Origin of the sequence: Clostridioides difficile ATCC 9689 = DSM 1296 (genome assembly GCF_001077535.1) — a bacterium.
In the GTDB taxonomy this organism is placed as follows: domain Bacteria; phylum Bacillota; class Clostridia; order Peptostreptococcales; family Peptostreptococcaceae; genus Clostridioides; species Clostridioides difficile.
Genome location: NZ_CP011968.1, coordinates 995,092 through 1,012,727, shown reverse-complemented (window position 1 = coordinate 1,012,727; position 17,636 = coordinate 995,092). Strand labels below are relative to the sequence as shown.

General features: G+C 30.9%; 16 protein-coding genes. 1 reads left to right on the top strand and 15 read right to left on the bottom strand.

Annotated elements, in window-relative coordinates:
• Positions 1-7: 7 nt before the first annotated feature.
• The 4 genes from CDIF1296T_RS05055 to nifV all read right to left on the bottom strand — a co-directional run bounded on the left by CDIF1296T_RS05055 (position 8) and on the right by nifV (position 4,967).
• The gene (locus CDIF1296T_RS05055) at positions 8-457 is read right to left on the bottom strand and encodes a MarR family winged helix-turn-helix transcriptional regulator (protein WP_009888647.1); all 450 of its coding nucleotides are present in this window, start codon (positions 455-457) and stop codon (positions 8-10) included.
• A 349-nt stretch (positions 458-806) separates the two neighbouring features.
• Entirely contained in the window at positions 807-1,802 is a 996-nt protein-coding gene (locus tag CDIF1296T_RS05050; protein ID WP_004454234.1) for an isocitrate/isopropylmalate dehydrogenase family protein, read from the bottom strand.
• A 21-nt stretch (positions 1,803-1,823) separates the two neighbouring features.
• Positions 1,824-3,749 carry an aconitate hydratase gene (locus tag CDIF1296T_RS05045; protein WP_009895860.1) on the bottom strand — a complete coding sequence of 642 codons (1,926 nt, stop codon included), beginning with the start codon at positions 3,747-3,749 and terminating at the stop codon, positions 1,824-1,826.
• Between the two features lie 24 nt (positions 3,750-3,773).
• Positions 3,774-4,967, bottom strand: coding sequence for a homocitrate synthase (gene nifV / locus CDIF1296T_RS05040; RefSeq protein ID WP_003418528.1), 1,194 nt, complete (start codon positions 4,965-4,967; stop codon positions 3,774-3,776).
• A gap of 444 nt (positions 4,968-5,411) precedes the next feature.
• Here nifV and CDIF1296T_RS05035 point away from each other — a divergent pair, with 444 nt between their 5' ends.
• Positions 5,412-6,539, top strand: a complete 1,128-nt coding sequence (locus CDIF1296T_RS05035) for a DEAD/DEAH box helicase (protein WP_004453635.1) — start codon at positions 5,412-5,414, stop codon at positions 6,537-6,539.
• 376 nt (positions 6,540-6,915) lie between these two features.
• Here the strand turns inward: CDIF1296T_RS05035 and CDIF1296T_RS05030 are convergent, their stop codons facing one another.
• The 11 genes from CDIF1296T_RS05030 to CDIF1296T_RS04980 all read right to left on the bottom strand — a co-directional run bounded on the left by CDIF1296T_RS05030 (position 6,916) and on the right by CDIF1296T_RS04980 (position 17,381).
• The gene (locus tag CDIF1296T_RS05030) at positions 6,916-8,100 is read right to left on the bottom strand and encodes a YkvI family membrane protein (protein WP_004454238.1); all 1,185 of its coding nucleotides are present in this window, start codon (positions 8,098-8,100) and stop codon (positions 6,916-6,918) included.
• Positions 8,101-8,701: 601 nt separating this feature from the next.
• A complete protein-coding gene (locus tag CDIF1296T_RS05025; protein WP_009895856.1) occupies positions 8,702-9,517 on the bottom strand; it encodes an MBL fold metallo-hydrolase in 816 nt (271 codons plus the stop codon).
• Between the two features lie 296 nt (positions 9,518-9,813).
• Positions 9,814-11,256 (bottom strand): glutamate synthase-related protein, encoded by a 1,443-nt coding sequence (locus CDIF1296T_RS05020; RefSeq protein WP_009895854.1) that lies wholly within the window; start codon positions 11,254-11,256, stop codon positions 9,814-9,816.
• Between the two features lie 126 nt (positions 11,257-11,382).
• A complete protein-coding gene (locus CDIF1296T_RS05015) occupies positions 11,383-11,769 on the bottom strand; it encodes a desulfoferrodoxin family protein (RefSeq protein ID WP_004453642.1) in 387 nt (128 codons plus the stop codon).
• A gap of 36 nt (positions 11,770-11,805) precedes the next feature.
• On the bottom strand, positions 11,806-12,195 hold the full coding sequence (locus CDIF1296T_RS05010; protein WP_009888638.1) for a Fur family transcriptional regulator: 390 nt from the start codon (positions 12,193-12,195) through the stop codon (positions 11,806-11,808).
• Positions 12,196-12,226: 31 nt separating this feature from the next.
• Positions 12,227-12,763, bottom strand: a complete 537-nt coding sequence (rbr, locus tag CDIF1296T_RS05005) for a rubrerythrin (protein WP_003418513.1) — start codon at positions 12,761-12,763, stop codon at positions 12,227-12,229.
• Positions 12,764-13,139: 376 nt separating this feature from the next.
• Entirely contained in the window at positions 13,140-13,922 is a 783-nt protein-coding gene (locus tag CDIF1296T_RS05000; RefSeq protein ID WP_004454242.1) for an ABC transporter permease, read from the bottom strand.
• A gap of 9 nt (positions 13,923-13,931) precedes the next feature.
• The gene (locus CDIF1296T_RS04995; protein WP_021368501.1) at positions 13,932-14,702 is read right to left on the bottom strand and encodes an ABC transporter permease; all 771 of its coding nucleotides are present in this window, start codon (positions 14,700-14,702) and stop codon (positions 13,932-13,934) included.
• Positions 14,686-15,609 carry an ABC transporter ATP-binding protein gene (locus CDIF1296T_RS04990; protein ID WP_004454245.1) on the bottom strand — a complete coding sequence of 308 codons (924 nt, stop codon included), beginning with the start codon at positions 15,607-15,609 and terminating at the stop codon, positions 14,686-14,688. The genes CDIF1296T_RS04995 and CDIF1296T_RS04990 overlap by 17 nt, the downstream gene beginning before the upstream one ends.
• Before the next feature lie 147 nt (positions 15,610-15,756).
• Positions 15,757-16,692, bottom strand: a complete 936-nt coding sequence (locus tag CDIF1296T_RS04985) for a sensor histidine kinase (protein ID WP_021404140.1) — start codon at positions 16,690-16,692, stop codon at positions 15,757-15,759.
• Positions 16,689-17,381, bottom strand: a complete 693-nt coding sequence (locus CDIF1296T_RS04980) for a response regulator transcription factor (RefSeq protein ID WP_009888625.1) — start codon at positions 17,379-17,381, stop codon at positions 16,689-16,691. Before CDIF1296T_RS04980 ends, CDIF1296T_RS04985 begins: the two co-directional genes overlap by 4 nt.
• Between the last annotated feature and the right edge of the window lie 255 nt (positions 17,382-17,636).

Below are 17,636 nucleotides of genomic sequence, written 5' to 3'. Positions count from 1 at the left end.
TTATTTACTATCTCTTTACTTTAAACCATTCATTTTCTACGTTTTTGCTCATTTTTTCTAATAACTTAGTTACCACTTGTTTTTCTTCATCTGTAAAATTATCAAAACATATCTCTATACTTCTATTCTCTTCTTCAATTATCAACTCATAAACTTCCAAAGATTTATCAGTTGGAGTTAAATTATATCCTCTTTTATCAAACTCATCCTGCTTTTTATCTACATATCCTGCCTTTATTAATTTTTGTATAGCCTTGGTTGTTGTAGCCTTGTCTACCTTTAACATATTTGATAATTCCACAAGATTTATACCAGGATTTTCACAGATTCTTGTCAAAAATGTAAATTGTCCTTTTTGTAACTTTAATTCCTTGTACTTAATATCATTTATTGAATTTACTGCTCTAGATAAAGTACCTACTTCTCTTAATATATTACTGTCTAAAGTCTTAATCAAACACACCTCCACTGAAACTACTATGGCTAAAGTCAAATAGTTTCTGTTTTATAGAATTTCACATAATCAATATATTCATTTTTAGTTGAAAGTTCAACTTTTTTAAATTTTACCATATTTTGGTTGAAAGTTCAATTAAAAATAATAAATTTATTTAATCTTTCTTTGCATATTAATCAATTAATTTTAAAATTAAAATGGATATCCCAAAATTAACTTTTTCGTTTATGAGGAACTCTCTTTTGTATAAAATCAAATATATTTTATCATTCCAATAAAAAAGGCTTATCTCCATTTTGAGAAAGCCTCTTTCCTTCAATCTATATTTTACTTTTTCCCTAAATAAAATCTATACAATATACTTACACACCTCATCCGCAAACTCTGTAGTAGAAGCTGAGCCACCCAAATCTACAGTCAATTTACTTCCTTCAAGAAATACTTTTTCTAAAGCTGTTTCTATTTTTTGTGCATTTTCATATTCACCTAAGTATCTAAGCATCATTACTGATGATTGAATAAGTGCTGTTGGATTAGCCTTATTTTGACCTGCTATTTGTGGAGCACTTCCATGAACAGCTTCAAATATCGCACAATCTTTACCAATATTTGCACTTGGAATTATACCTAAACCTCCAACAAGCCCAGCACCTAAATCTGATAGTATATCTCCATAAAGATTTGGCATTACCATTACATCATAATTTTCTGGATTTAAAACTAAGTTCATAGCTGCTGCATCTACAATCAAATCATCATATTCTACACCATGTTTTGATGCAACTTCTCTAAACACATCTAAAAACAATCCATCAGACATTTTCATTATATTTGCCTTATGTATAGCTGTAACTTTTTTTCTCTTATTATCTTTAACATAGTTACATGCAAAATCAACAATTCTTTCACTTGCACTTCTTGTTATTATCTTTATACTTTCAGCTGCATAATCACCTATTTTATGTTCTATTCCAGCATATAAATCTTCTGTATTTTCTCTTACAACCACTAAATCAACATCTTCATATCTTGATTTTATCCCCTTAAAACTTTTAATAGGTCTTAAATTGACATACAAATCTAATGCCTGTCTTAAAGTTACATTTACACTCCTAAATCCTTTACCTACAGGAGTAGTAATTGGGCCTTTTATAGCTATTTTGTTCTTTTTTATACTATCTATAATATATTCAGGAAGTGGAGTACCATACTCTTCAATAACTGCCTCTCCTGCATTAACTTCTTCCCATTCTATTTCTACTCCAGTAGCTTCTACTACCTTTTTCATAGCTTTCGCAACTTCTGGTCCTATTCCATCTCCTGGTATAAGTGTCACTTTATACATTCAATATTCCCTCTTTTCATATTAATTAGCTTGATTTTTAGTGTAGTTTAATTTTCCACCAGCTTTTAATACATCAACTTCTTTTGCTGACAATTCTACTTTGACCTTAAAAGAAGTTCCTTTAGTTGTATTCTTAACTTCTAAAATTCCACTACCTAGATTGTCTAAAATATTTGGTATCTCCAGATTATCTAAAAGAGATATATTTTCATAATCTTTCTCATCACAAAACTCCATTGGAATTATACCACTATTTATCAAGTTAGCCTTGTGGATTCTTGCAAAGCTCTTAACTATTACCCCTTTAACACCTAGATATAATGGTGCTAAAGCTGCATGTTCTCTACTTGAACCTTGACCATAATTATCTCCACCAACTATAAATCCACCATTATTGTCTTTTGCTCTCTGAGGAAATTCTGTATCTACAGTATTGAAACAATAGTTTGCAAGATACGGTATATTACTTCTAAAAGGAAGTAACTTAGCATTTGATGGCATTATATGGTCAGTAGTTATATTATCTTCTGTCTTTAATATAACTTTTCCACCTATAGACTGACTTAGCTCTGTATTAAGAGGGAAAGGTTTTATATTAGGCCCTCTAACTACTTCTACATCACTTCCTACATCAGCAGGTTTAATTATCATGCTATCATCTATCAAAAATTCATTTACATCTAAATTTGTAAATTTAATATCAAATTCTCTTGGGTCTGTAAGCACTCCCTTGATTGCACTTACTGCTGCCACTTCTGGACTTACTAAATATACTTGTGCTGACAAAGTCCCACTTCTACCATAGAAATTTCTATTGAAAGTTCTTAAAGACACAGAGTCAGTACCTGGAGATTGACCCATACCAATACATGGACCACAAGAATTTTCTAGTATTCTAGCTCCAGCACTTATTATATCTGCCAAAGCCCCATTTCTAGCAATCATCTCCATAACTTGTCTTGAACCTGGTGCTATTACCAAACTCACATCCTTATGTACTTTATTTCCTTTCAGGATTTGTGCTACTTTCATTAAGTCTTCATAAGAAGAATTTGTACAACTTCCTATTGCCACTTGGTCTATTTTAATCTTGCCTATATTTTCAACTTCATCTACATTGTCTGGGCTATGAGGTTTTGCAGCTAATGGTTTTAATTCATCCAAGTTTATAGTAATCTCTTCATCATAAACTGCATCTGCATCTGGTTTTAGCTCTATCCATGCCTCTTCTCTTCCTTGACTCTTAAAAAATTCTAGTGTTTTTTCATCACTTGGGAAGATTGAAGTAGTTGCTCCAAGTTCAGCCCCCATATTTGTTATTGTAGCTCTTTGTGGAACAGATAGGCTTTTGACACCTTCTCCACCATATTCATAAACTTTACCTACTCCACCTTTTACAGTTTGTTTTCTTAACACTTCTAATATTATATCTTTTGATGATACCATATTATTTAATTTTCCAACTAGATTCACCTTACAGACTTTTGGTGCTTTTATATAGTATGCTCCTCCTGCCATGGCTAAAGCAACATCTAATCCACCAGCTCCAATAGCCATCATGCCCACACCTCCAGCAGTAGGTGTGTGGCTATCAGAACCTAAAAGTGTATCTCCTGGTGTTGAAAATCTTTCTAAAAATACTTGATGACAAATACCATTTCCTGGCTTAGAGAAATAAACTCCATATTTATCTGCCACTGTTTGTATATACTTATGGTCGTCTGCATTTTCAAATCCTTGTTGTAACATATTATGGTCTACAAATGCCACACTTCTTTTAGTCTTTACTTTATCTATTCCCATAGCTTCTAGTTGAAGATATGTCATTGTTCCAGTAGAATCTTGTGTTAAAGTTTGGTCTATTTTTATACCAATTGAACTTCCAGCAACAGCTTCTCCATCTACTATATGTTTTTTAATTATTTTATAAACTATATTATCTCCCATATTTTCCTCCTAAACAATTATATCTTAAATATATGAACCTCTAACTGCTTCTTCTTCTGTTGTGCCTTTCTCATGTGCTAGTATATCACAATATAATTGAAGAATTTCTTTATCCATTAAACTTCTTTTTAATCTTATAGATGTAGCTCTTATAGCATTTAATAGCTTGGTAGCGTTTTCTGGAGAAATATACATTTCATATTCACTCAACTTATTTACAACTGCAGCTCTTCCTGAATGTTTACCTATTACTATTTTTCTTTCAAGATTTACTTCACTTGGGTCAAATGGTTCATAGTTATGTGGGTCTTTTAAAGCTCCATCTGCATGTATACCAGATTCATGTATAAACATATTATCCCCAACTACTGGTTTCCATGTAGGAAGTATTCTTCCTGATGCCTGTGCTACATACTCACATATTCCTCTAAATTTTCTAGTATCTATATTATTTAAATCACATTTATAAACACACTTAAGTGCCATTAAAACTTCTTCTAATGCTGCATTTCCTGCTCTTTCACCTAATCCATTTACTGTAACACCAACATAATTTGCTCCTGCTGCTATTCCTGCAAGTGCATTTGCAGTTGCCATCCCAAAGTCATTATGTGTATGCATTTCTATATCAAAATTAGTTCTTTCATAAAGAGTTTCTATTGCATTCTTTATAGAAAAAGGATTCATAACTCCTACTGTATCACAGTATCTAAATCTATCTGCCCCTGCTTGTTTTCCAACATTTATAAATTCAGTTAAGAAGTCTATATCTGCTCTTGAAGCATCTTCTCCATTTACTGAAACATATAATCCATTTTTCTTTGCAAATTCAACTGTTTTAGCCATATTTTCTAAAACCCAGCCTCTAGAAGTTCTCAATTTATTTTCTATATGAATGTCAGATACTGATATTGATATAGCTACTGCATCAACACCACAAGAAATAGATTCTTCAACATCTTTTATTACTGCTCTATTCCAAGCCATTATATCTGATTTTAAATTTCTACTACATATGTGCTTTATTACATTTTTTTCATCTCCACCCATAGTAGGTATACCAACTTCAATTTGGTCAACACCTAGGTCACTTAACATTTCAGCAATCATTATTTTTTCTCTATTTGCAAATACAACCCCAGCTGTTTGCTCTCCATCTCTTAAAGTAGTATCTACTATTTTTATTTCCTTTGCTCTATCTTTTGATATAACGCACATATTAATGCCCCCCTTAGTATACTTTTAATTTTAAAAACATTAAGTCTTATTTTTCATTGATACCTCTAACTTATGATTATTTTTTTATTTTTTATTCATTTTAATTTCATTTGCAATTTATTTTTTTAGCTTTTCATATCTTGTAATCTATTATATTACTTTGTATCATTTATTGCACTATATTTTTTCTTTTTTGTGAAAACTTCTTAAAAATGAAAGTTATTATGTTTTTCTTGCATTTTAATTTAATTTTTAAATAGATTTATTTTCAAAAAACCTTTAAAAATAAACCTATAAAATTCCTACTAAAATTTAATTTAAGTTACATTCCATTTTAAAGTATCTTAATATATTTTTAAGCTATATAAATAATAATTAAAAAATTTACTAAAAATACTTATAAATATGATATTATTAATTGGTTAATAAAAAAGAAAATTTTTCATGAAAGGTAAGATAACAATGGATTTCAAAAGCTTAGGGATTAGTGAAAATACAATAAATATTCTAAAAAAATCAGGAATAACAACACCTACACCTATACAAAAAGAAAGTATTAAACTAATAAAAGAAGGAAAAGATGTAATAGCAGAAGCTCAAACTGGAACAGGAAAAACACTAGCTTTTTTACTTCCGATATTTGAAAATATATCATTAGATATAAATGATATACAAGTACTTATACTTTCTCCTACAAGAGAACTAGCTATTCAAATAACAGAAGAAGCTATGAAACTTAAAGAATCTAAAGATGTAAGTATTCTTGCAGCATATGGAGGAAAAGATATTGGTTCTCAAATAAAGAAACTAAAAGGAAATATTCATATGATTATAGCTACACCAGGTAGGCTTTTAGACCATCTAAATAGAAAAACAATAGACCTTAGTAAGTTGAAGACTTTTGTTTTAGATGAAGCAGACCAAATGTTGCTTATGGGATTTAAAAATGAAGTGGAAGCTATTTTAAAAGAGACTTCAAACAAAAAGCAAACACTATGCTTTTCTGCAACTATAAATTCTCAAGTAAAAAAATTAGCTTATAGATACACAAAAAATCCTGTTGTAGTTTCTATTCAAAAAGAAGAAATCACTCTTAACAATATAAAACAAGAAGTAGTAGAAACTACAGATAGAAAAAAATTAGATGCCTTATGTAAGGTACTAGATGAAGATAATCCTTTTATGGCAATAATATTTTGTAGAACTAAGAGAAGGGTTGACAATCTTGAAGAAGCTCTTGCTATAAGAGGATATAATTGTCAAAAACTTCATAGTGATATTGCTCAATCAAAACGAGAAAGAATAATGAAATCATTTAGAAATTTAGATATACAATACTTAATAGCTACAGATGTAGCTTCTCGTGGTCTTGATATATCTGGAGTAAGTCATATATATAATTACGATTTACCAGAAACACCAGAAGACTACATCCACCGTATTGGTAGAACTGGTAGAGCTGGTGAAGAAGGCTATACATGTGCTTTTATTGACCCTAAAAATGAACGAATGTTAAGTGAAATAGAGACGGCTATAGAATCTAAAATTAGTAGAAGAATTATAGAATTATAATTTATAGATTGCTTAAAATACCAATGCCACACAAACACTGTAATATATAGAAAGCTACAGAAAACATGTATCAATCTATACTTTGCTGTTATACTATTTTATATTAAAGAAAAAAGAGGCTATCCAAAGTAGGATTAGTCTCTTTTATTGTCAAAATAATGAAAATATATTTGACTTCATATAAAAAAGAGTGCCTTATAAACTAAAAGTCCATTTTGAGACACCCTCTTTTTATCTTTTATTCTTAGTTTTATATTGCTTGTTTATAGTTGTTTAATATTAGATTTTGCAAATAATCTTAATAAACATGCAGATATATTATCTATAGTATTCTTATCTATAGTATTCTCTTTAGCAATATTTTTTGCTACTACATCTAATTTACATTTTCATTTAATTCCGCTGGCCATTTAGCTTCTGGATTTTCCTTTGCAAACTTCTTATTCTTATAATGTCCTAGTGTAAGGAATGGAATTACTATAGTGAATAGACCAAGATAACCACAATATCCATATCCATATTTAACAATATTACTTAATCCTGTAAGTGATATAAGCATTGACACTACCATTATTGCACAAGCTGTAAATACCCTTCTTTTCATTCTTGAAGAAAGGAAAGAAAGTGCTTTATGGTCTTCAAATCTATTTACAAGACCAAATATAGTAGTTACTCCTGTAGACATTAAACAAAGGAATAATGCAACATTATAAATTATGTATATAGTATGATTTCCAGATTGACCTGCAACATAAAGAGTAGGGAGTGTTGTTTGCCCAGCAGCAATAATTTCTCTATACCATCCCATTAGCATAGTTACAGCAAGTCCTAATGCAATTGCATTCATAACAAATGAAATTATCATTGCCTTAGTAGCTTCTTTTGAGTTCTTAAGAAGTGGTCTTGAACATCCTGCAAGTGTAGGTATAACAACCGATTGAAAACCTGCATAAATAAAAGTATTAAGTATTGGCTTGATATAGCCAGGTGTGAAACTCGTTCTATTTGATAATATTTCAGTTATTTCTGGTACTTTAGCTTTTATACCAACAATAAAAATAGTAAGAGTACATACTAGAATAGCTATTGTCATTGCTGTAGCTGCTTTAGATACAAGCATAGCACCAAATATAGTAAAGACAAGAAGTACAACTCCAATAATAAATACAGCTACAAAATAATTTACTCCTATACTTTGAAATACTGCTGCTGCACCTGCTATAACAGCACTTACAGCTATTAAAACCATTAGATAGTAATATATCTCCCATATTATTTCAAGTTTTGGATATGGTCTCCAAAGCTCACAAAATAAATCCTTATAATTCCTACAATTGTTATTATTATACATTATGATAACTTCTCTCATGGTAGCAGTAAGTATAATCATTGCTAAAATTGCCATAAGTGGTGCTGTCCATCCATACTGCACATAGTACTGAGTTTCTTGATTCCCTGTAGCAAATCCTCCTCCTGCATGTGAACTAAAAAGAACGCTTGCAACACCAAAAATAGCTAACATAGAGCCCGTTACTTTTGCTTTCTTTACACTTTTTTGCATGAAATCATCCTCCCTAAAATGATATTGAAAGTTTTTATTTTAACACTTTATTGATAAAACAATAACATTTTTGCTCATTAAATTCAACTATATTTTTCCAATGACTTTACATTTTCAACTTATTTCCACCTTTATATTAAATATTTTTTATATATTTATTTTATTTTTTAAATAGTATTCAAATTCACTTTGTTTTTTAATTTTATGAAATATCTTTTTTAATGTTAAATATTATACATTTTTTCTTTATTATTATATAATTTTTTCTTTATTATTATATAATAATAATCGTATAGTATAAAATTCCTTCTTTTATTACATTCATTGGAATTATCAAACTTTAAAAGAATAAATCAATATATTTTGTGAAAAAATATACTGTAATGTAAGTAACTTTGATTTATTTATATTTATTCTAACATTATTAATACATAATAAAATTGTTTATTAATGAAAATATATTCTCATTAAAAATAAATTTTTTTACAATATTTCATATAAAAGTATATTGATTTCTCTTAAAATAAACGTAACAAAAAAGATATTTTCTATAGAAAATATCTTTTTAACCTTCAACTTAAATCTTATATACTTTCAAATACTATATACTTATGGTCAGCCCTACTCCAACTTCATTTATATTCAATATTTCATTCATCTTCGCTTTTACCTTAAAAGAAACACAGTGACAAGGGTACAACATTCTCATTTCTTCTTTATCCAAATATTGTATTGTACTATCTAACCTATTATTCAATTCAAAAAGATGAAAACCACCTAGTATACCAATAACTCTATCATCTCCACATACCTTTTTAGCATACTCTACTATATTACAAATTCCACTATGAGAACATCCTGTAACAATAAAAATACCTTTATCAGTTTTACAAACTATAGCAGAATCATCTAAAACATAATCATCTTCCCACAAATCTCCTATTTTACATTTACCAATTTTAGCTCTTTTTTCAAAATCATTTATAGAAGGTATTTCACCTAAAAACACACAATTCTTACTTAGATTAAATGGCTTATCCTTAGGATTATACATAAAAATATTTTTAATTTCCTCAGCAGAAAATGGAGCTCCTATGCTTTTCTCTCCATGTTTTCTAGGTATAAAACAGTTAGGATGTGAAATAAGTTCAACTGTAGATAAATCATACCTATTTTCTAGAAACTGGATACCTCTTGTATGGTCATTATGCCCATGAGAAAAAACAACATGAGTTAAATTTCCTAAATCTATATTTAATTTTTCAGCGTTTGATATGAATACATCTGAATACCCTGAGTCAAACAAAATCCTATTTCCATCAATCTCAATATAATAGCTTACTGCTGGTTCTCCAACAAAGTATCTATCAATATAAGTATTATTGTCAACTAAAACTTGTATCTTCAATCTTTCCATAATAATCACTCCTTAAATTTTTATTTACTTTAAAGTACAGAATCTTTAGTTTAATAGTACGACATCACAGAATATTTTACAATTTAATATCTTTAATTTTCATAAATAGAAGGAGTCTATCTCAAAATAAAGAGATAAGATTCTTTTTCATTGCTAAAATGATAAATATATTTGGCTTCATCAAAAAAAGAGTGACTTATGAACTAAAAAGTTCATTTTAAGACACTCTCTTTTATAAAATATATTTATCATTTACTTTTATAGCTATCTAAAATCTAATAGTTTCAAACTTCAATCTATACATGCTGTATGTTTGTATAATTTGATATTTCAGAGTTAACAGTATATAAATCATCAACACTTAAATCATGTATATCTTTATGACCAGAAATTCTAGCAAAAGTCTTAAGTTCTTCTAAACTTACATTTAAAAAGTTTGCCACTCTATTAGCACTGTTTTCTATATGTAATCTTTTTCTCAATTCCTCATCCTGAGTAGCTACTCCTACAGGACACTTACCAGAACCACATATACGATATTGTTGACACGCCGCTGCCATAAGAGCAGAACTTGCAATAGCAACTGCATCAGCACCCATAGCAATTGCCTTAGCAAAATCAGTAGATATACGAAGCCCACCTGTTATAACCAAATCTATATCTAATCCATGTGTATCTATGTATTTTCTAGCACGATAAAGAGCAAATATTGTTGGAATTGAAGTTGCATCTTTAAGCAACTTTGGACTTGCTCCAGTAGCTCCACCACGACCATCAATAGTTACAAAATCAGGTTTAGCATAAGCTATAAATTCCATATCTTTTTCAATATGACCTGCTGAAATTTTAACACCTATTGGACGCCCTTCTGAAACTTCTCTAAGTTCATCTACAAGTTTCTTTAAATCTTCTTTGGATTGTATTTCCTCAAAACAAGATGGACTTATTACATCTTGACCTACAGGCTTATTTCTTACTTTTGCTATTTCTTCAGTTACTTTTTCGCCAGGAAGATGACCTCCCATACCAGGTTTTGTTCCTTGACCAATTTTTATCTCTATAGCATCAGAATTTTTAAGATTTTCTTCAGTTACACTATATTTATTTGGTACATACTCAAAAATATACTTGTATGAAGCTTCCTTCTCTTCTGGTAATATACCTCCTTCACCACTACACATAGCTGTCTTATTTTGGGCTGCACCCTTTGCTAAAGCTATTTTTAGTTCTTTAGACAAAGCTCCAAATGACATGTGGGAAATATAAACTGGATTTTCTATAATCATAGGTTTCTTTGCTTTTTTTCCTATTATTGTTGTTGTATTTACTTCATCATGCTCATTTAAAGGTAATGGATTTAATTGAGCACCCATAATTAAAATATCATCCCAAGAAATTACTGGTAGTTTAGTTCTCATAGGTTCTATTATAGATTTTCCTGTAACAGCCATTTCGTGAATTATATCCATATGTTTCTCAACTTCATCATCTCTTCTTAAATATGTACTTAAGTAATTTAAATCTCCCTCTTTTTCAGTATTTAATTTAGATTCATCTTCAACTATGTCTTCTGCTATCTTTTCATCTTCTTCATAGTAAACAGTACTTATCTTTCCAAAATAACTACGACCTTTTGTACATACAGGGCATTCCCAATCTTCACTTAATTCATCCCATGTTTTATCATTCTTAGATTCATCATAAATATATCCACAAACACTACATTTATAAATTGACATATTATTTTCTCCTTATATTATATTGACATTAAACAAAATTAAAACTTGAATTTATATAAATTTATAGGAGGCTATTTGTATGAAAATACATTTATAGCCTCCTTTTTGACTCAATTTATTTAAATATTACAGTTCAGCCTTCCATAATCCATGTAAATTACAGTAAGCATAGGCAGAAATCACTTTATCATCATCATTCAAAGCAAATTTAACTACAGGTTCTCCATCTACTGCTAGACATTTGCGTTGACCACCTTGTTCAGTCATAAGATACACCCATGCTATATGATGTTCTTTAGTCATTGGATGAGTTGTGCTACTTACTTTAACAGTAACATTATTTCCATCCACTTCAATTACAGGTACATGTTTTTCAACTGCTGCATCTGTTGTATTAGGAACAAGTTCCTTCATAGGTTTTCCACAACAGAAAATAGGTACACCACCACTTTGTATCATTCCTACAAGGTTTCCACAAGTCTCACATATAAAAAATTTTTGTTCACTACACATAAACTCACCTCATTAATTATTTTTAGAATTTGAAAACTAACCTACTTGGCTACACCTTTTACAATTATTACAAATCCCTTTAAAACTTATGTTATAAGATGTTATTTTTATGTCTGTCTCCTCAGATATTAATTCTTGTAAATTATTAAGAACTTCGGATTCTAAATCGTATACCTCTCCACATACTTCACATATGATATGATAGTGATTATCTATTCGACCATCAAATCTATCTGGATACCCTGGAATACTAACCTTTCTTATAAAGCCATGTTCCGTTAGCTGAGCTAAATTTCTATACACAGTTCCTAAGCTTAAATTTGGATTATCTTTTTTTAAGTTTTCATATAGGTAATCCGCAGTAGGATGAACCGGATTATTTAATATTTCATTTAAAATCAGTTCTCGTTGTTTAGAAAATTTCATAGTTAACATTCCTTTTTAATAATGATAATTTTTAATAATTTTCAGCTTTTATATTGAAATATGCTTTTGGATGGTCACATACTGGGCATTTTTCTGGTGCTTCAGTACCTACATACACATGACCACAGTTTTGACATTGCCAAACAACTTCTTCATCTCTTTTAAATATTTTTCCTTCATTTAAGTTTTCTAAAAGCTTTAAGTATCTTTCTTCATGCTCTTTCTCTATTTTTCCAACAGCTTCAAATAAATAAGCTATCTTGTCAAATCCTTCTTCTCTAGCTTCTTTAGCAAATTTTGCATACATATCAGTCCATTCATAGTTTTCACCTGCTGCTGCATCCTTTAAATTTTCCTCTGTTGAAGGCATACCATCATGTAAAAGTTTAAACCATAATTTAGCATGTTCCTTTTCATTGTTAGCAGTTTCTTCAAATATAGCAGCTATTTGATTATAACCTTCTTTTCTTGCTTTTGAAGCGTAGTATGTATATTTATTTCTTGCTTCTGACTCTCCTGCAAATCCTGCCATTAAATTCTTTTCTGTTTTAGTTCCTTTTAAGTTCATAATTAATTCCTCCCTTTTTAATAATAGTAATGATTACTATTTCTATATTTATATAGTATCTCATTTGCCAATTTTTGTCAACTATATATAATATTATTTTTTTTATTTAAATATTCCTATTTTCAAATATATTATTTAAAACATATATTTTAGAATATACTTAATGTAATATATAAAACACATATGACAGTACTCTCTCTTGTCGCTATACCTATTGCAAGTATTATGATAGTCGTGATTTAATAAATACAAAAAGAAGCTACAGTTATGAAAAATCAAAACTGTAGCTTCTTGAATACATGAGCATATAGCCACTGTACGACAGATTTTTTCTTTTCACTGTCTAGCAACTTAAATAATAGAAACAATATTTATGTTATTTATGAGAATACTTTTTATGCTTTATCCCTTTTTTCTTAGATATGGTCATAACTTTATCATAATTAGGTGTAAATACAAGTAGAATAGTTGTCAAGATTAGAATTACAATCAAAGTCATAGCACCGATAAGTGGCTGATAAACAGTACCAGCACCATTGTTGTATCCAACTAGACCAAGACCTGCTGTGATTGGATAAAAGTCTGTCAGATTTCTTCCAGCAACAAACACACCACAAAAACCGTATACAAATGCAATCCCTACACCTGTCAGAAATGCATTTTGTTTACGACCAAAATAAGCAATAATCGGCAAAACAGCAACATAACAATACAGATTAACAGACAAAATCTGAACTAAGGATTTTACAACGAGTGTAACAGATATATTGATATTACAAAATAACAACCCCAAAATAAATGTGCATAAGAAGCTGAAAAGACTTAACAATACAGTAATTCCTCCAACCGCAATTAATTTTCCCACTAGCAATTTGCGTAATGAAATAGGAACAGTTAGGATGTTTTTTAAGGTTTGGTCTGTATATTCACGGTTAATAAGATATCCTCCAATAAGTGTAATCCCAAATGGAAAACTAAGACTGAAATTATTCCAGATAACTCCGTTTGCAAAGCTCTCATACGTTAGAGGGTCACTGCCGTGTGAACTTACAACCTGAAAAACTGCCAATAGTGCTGAAAACAGAACAGCAACAACACCAATCCATAGAATATTATATCTTTTTATTTTTTGAAATTCTGTAGTAATTATATCAAGCATAGATACCTCCTAATTCTCCTGCTTTTTGTATATCATACAAATCAGCAGGACTGCTATAATGGTTATCAAACATAAAATACCTACACAAGCAGGAGTTGAGAGCAAATATGGCTGTCTAAGTGCCGTGTATTCGCCAGTGGGATCTCCCCAAAATGCCATCCACCAACGCATTATAACAGGAGCAGGTAATACACTTAATATTGGGTTATTTGGTTCAAAATTGATAATATTTAAGGATATACTAAAATTGAAAATAGCATATACAAAAGAAAGTATAATAGAAAAAATATAGCTGCGATTGAAATATACAATGAGTACCACAACAGGAAGTACAGTAACAAAAAACATAATTCCAAAAGCAATGCTCATTCCTAATTTTACAGCAACCCCCTCTACTATTCCAACAATGAAACCTCCAATGATAGTAGCTCCTAACCCTGCAACAGAGTAGAACAATGATATAAACAGCAACACAGCCAATTTTGCCAGAGCCAGTTTTCCTTTTGGCACTGGCACTGTTGCAAGATTTTTTAATACATCATTATCTCTTTCTATAAAAAATAGTTGGCTAGCAACAATACTTAATACAATTGGTAATAGCAAAAAATATCCAAAATTGACAACTAATTTGAACAATTGCTCAAAGGGCAAGTTATCCTTTGCAATCAAAATTGTTGCGGGAATTGGAAATAAGCAAGCACCTAAAATAGAAATCAGTATAAATTTTAACCGCTTGAGTTTTGAAAATTCACATGAAATTATATCAAGCAATTCCTTCACCCCCTGTTACTTTCTTGAAGTAATCTTCAAGAGTATCTTCGCATAAATGAGATTCTGATACCTCAATGTTGTTTAGAATGAAAGCACGATTTATTTCTGCAACAGAAACATCTGTATCATATAGCATAATATTGTAATTATCTGCTACTTTGAAATTTTTCAGGTTAAGTTGGGTTTCCAGAAGCCTTGCTGCCTGTGCTGCATCAGATACAGCAAAATGTATGTATTTACTGTTTTTTTCTTCTAATTGGGCAAGACTTTCTTCCTCCAACAAAATACCATGGTCAATAATGCCAATGTCATCTGCCAACAAGGCAATTTCAGAAAGAATGTGACTGGAAATCAAAATAGTTTTACCTCGTTCTGTGCAGAGATCACGAATAAATGTTCTTACTTCTGCAATACCAATAGGATCAAGTCCATTGATAGGCTCGTCCAAAATCAACAGTTGTGGGTCATGCATAATGGCAAGAGCAATCGCCAACCTCTGTTTCATACCAAGAGAGTATTGAGAAAATAACTTTTTGTCATTGTTTGGCAAACCGACTACATCCAGTGCTGATTCTACTGCATTTTTTTTTGGTATTCCTCTAAGCCTTGCAAAGATTTTGAGATTTTCTGTTCCTGTCAGATTAGGATAAAACCCTGGTGATTCAATCAAACATCCAATTCGAGGAAGAAGCTTCTTCTCGTTATTGTGAATGTCCTGACCAAATATTTTAATTTCTCCAGTAGTTGGTTTTGTTAGACCCAATAACATTTTCATAGTTGTCGTCTTACCCGCACCGTTTCTTCCTAGCAATCCGTAAATGCGACCTTTCTGAACGTGAATATTCAAATTAGAAACGCTCTTTTGAGCACCATATTGCTTAGTGAGATTTTTTGTTTCAATAATTAAATTATTCATAAATAATAAAAGCCTCCTTTGTTTATTAAAGTTATCATACCACCTCAATCTTACATTAACCTTGCAACAACCTTGTATTAACCTTGCAACTTTATAACTTACAAAAAATCCCCCTGTGTATACATGTCACATGGGGGAAAAACAATTTTATATTAATGGTAAGCTCACTGTAAATACGGTATACTTTCCAATCTCACTTTCTACGGAAACCTGACCACCCATTCGCTCCACCATTTGACTGACAATAGATAGACCAAGACCACTTCCTTTTTCTGAACGTCCTTTATCACACTTATACAGTCGCTCAAAAATATGTGGTAAATTTTCTCTGGCAATCCCAACACCATCATCCTCAACACGGAGTAATACCATTCTGGAATCCTCACTCATGGTAATTTTGATTTGCCGAGCCTTACTGTGAGCAAGAACATTTTGAACCAGATTATTGACCACACGGGAATATCCATCTGGGTCGAGGTTTACCATTAGTCGATTTTCTGGAATATCAATTTCAAAATTCAGTTTCTTTTCATGGAATATAGGAATCCAGTCTTTCAAAATATTGCGTGACAACTCTGCAATTTCCACAGATTCTATTGACAGCGTAAATTCATCAGAGTTCAACCGAAACCAGTCAAAAAGAACATCAATGTAATCCTTGAGGTCGTAGGCTCTACGCCTAGCGATTTCAAGGTATTCCTCCCGCTCTTGTTCGATAACTATACCACTGTGTACAGCATCCAGATAACCAATCAGAGTTGTTAATGGTGTACGAACATCATGAGATAAACTTGTCATAAGTTGTTTGCTAGCTTTATCCGACTTTTTCAGAGAAAGTAACTTATTTTCATAATCGTAGACAATCTCATTAAGCTGATAAACCAATGGAGCCATAACATCACATGGCTTAATTAGTATTTTACGATTTTCGTCTCCAATTTGTACATCAGCCAGTATCTCCTCTATATCTTTTAGGCGCTTGTAAATATGCCCAAGCTTGGAAAAAGCAAATATGGAAAGAAAAAGTAGACCAATCGACAGCAAGAGTAAGAAAAGAATTATCGTTTGTTCATCCATTTTCATACCTCCGTGTTGAATTGATACCCAATTCCTTTTATTGTTTGCAAATAGATGGGAGATGATGGGTCTAGTTCAATTTTTTTTCTTAGGCGACTGATAATAGCCATGATATTGCTGTCATCATATACATATGGCTCACCCCACACGGCTTCATAAATCTGCTGTTTTGTCAAAATCTTACCCTGATGCCTTGCACAGTAAAGAAGTACACCAAATTCCTTGGGTGGAAGCAACATAGGTTCGCCATTGGTAGTAACTGTATGCTGGTCAAGGTCAATCAACAAACCTTTGAAAGAAAGTTGCTGTGGCTCCTCATTTTTTGGATTAAAACGGGTGTAACGTCGGATTAAAGACAGTACACGAGCAGTAAATTCTGTAATTTCAAATGGTTTGGTTAGATAGTCATCTGCACCAGCTCGCAATCCATGCACTTTGCTGTAATTATCGCTTTTTGATGTCAGCATTAAGATGGGAATACTGCTATATTTTCGTATTTGTTCCATAGTTTCAAAACCATCCATACCTGGCATCATCACGTCTAGAACTACTAACTGATAATCTTGTTTTGAAAGTTCAACCAGTCCATCTCTCCCAGAATGGCAATAGTTTGCTTCAATCTGTTCAATTGAAATACTCTTTTTTAACAAAATACAAAGATCTTTATCATCATCTATAATTAAAACTTTATTCATCTTAGTTCCCCTTTCTACACTCATTCGTAGACTTTTTTATCACTAGGAATTTAGTCATATTGTAGTATCTTGACATCACTTAGAATATGTTCCTCAATGAAATAGTAGTTTATCATATGAGGATTTATATCTCATTTATCACTTACTTCTTCAAGTGTAATGCGATTCTTATACCTATAACACCCATTAGTATATTTCATCATTGTGAAAAAATCAAGCGTATTATAAGTGTGCTTGAATAAAACAAACATGATA

Bases quoted from the DNA above. Each gene is read 5' to 3' on its own strand.
- CDIF1296T_RS05050 (WP_004454234.1), bottom strand. From the start codon at position 1,802: ATGTATAAAGTGACACTTATACCAGGAGATGGAATAGGACCAGAAGTT.
- CDIF1296T_RS05045 (WP_009895860.1), bottom strand. From the start codon at position 3,749: ATGGGAGATAATATAGTTTATAAAATAATTAAAAAACATATAGTAGAT.
- nifV (WP_003418528.1), bottom strand. From the start codon at position 4,967: ATGTGCGTTATATCAAAAGATAGAGCAAAGGAAATAAAAATAGTAGAT.
- CDIF1296T_RS05035 (WP_004453635.1), top strand. From the start codon at position 5,412: ATGAAAGGTAAGATAACAATGGATTTCAAAAGCTTAGGGATTAGTGAA.
- CDIF1296T_RS05030 (WP_004454238.1), bottom strand. From the start codon at position 8,100: ATGCAAAAAAGTGTAAAGAAAGCAAAAGTAACGGGCTCTATGTTAGCT.
- CDIF1296T_RS05025 (WP_009895856.1), bottom strand. From the start codon at position 9,517: ATGGAAAGATTGAAGATACAAGTTTTAGTTGACAATAATACTTATATT.
- CDIF1296T_RS05020 (WP_009895854.1), bottom strand. From the start codon at position 11,256: ATGTCAATTTATAAATGTAGTGTTTGTGGATATATTTATGATGAATCT.
- CDIF1296T_RS05015 (WP_004453642.1), bottom strand. From the start codon at position 11,769: ATGTGTAGTGAACAAAAATTTTTTATATGTGAGACTTGTGGAAACCTT.
- CDIF1296T_RS05010 (WP_009888638.1), bottom strand. From the start codon at position 12,195: ATGAAATTTTCTAAACAACGAGAACTGATTTTAAATGAAATATTAAAT.
- rbr (WP_003418513.1), bottom strand. From the start codon at position 12,763: ATGAACTTAAAAGGAACTAAAACAGAAAAGAATTTAATGGCAGGATTT.
- CDIF1296T_RS05000 (WP_004454242.1), bottom strand. From the start codon at position 13,922: ATGCTTGATATAATTACTACAGAATTTCAAAAAATAAAAAGATATAAT.
- CDIF1296T_RS04990 (WP_004454245.1), bottom strand. From the start codon at position 15,609: ATGAATAATTTAATTATTGAAACAAAAAATCTCACTAAGCAATATGGT.
- CDIF1296T_RS04985 (WP_021404140.1), bottom strand. From the start codon at position 16,692: ATGAAAATGGATGAACAAACGATAATTCTTTTCTTACTCTTGCTGTCG.
- CDIF1296T_RS04980 (WP_009888625.1), bottom strand. From the start codon at position 17,381: ATGAATAAAGTTTTAATTATAGATGATGATAAAGATCTTTGTATTTTG.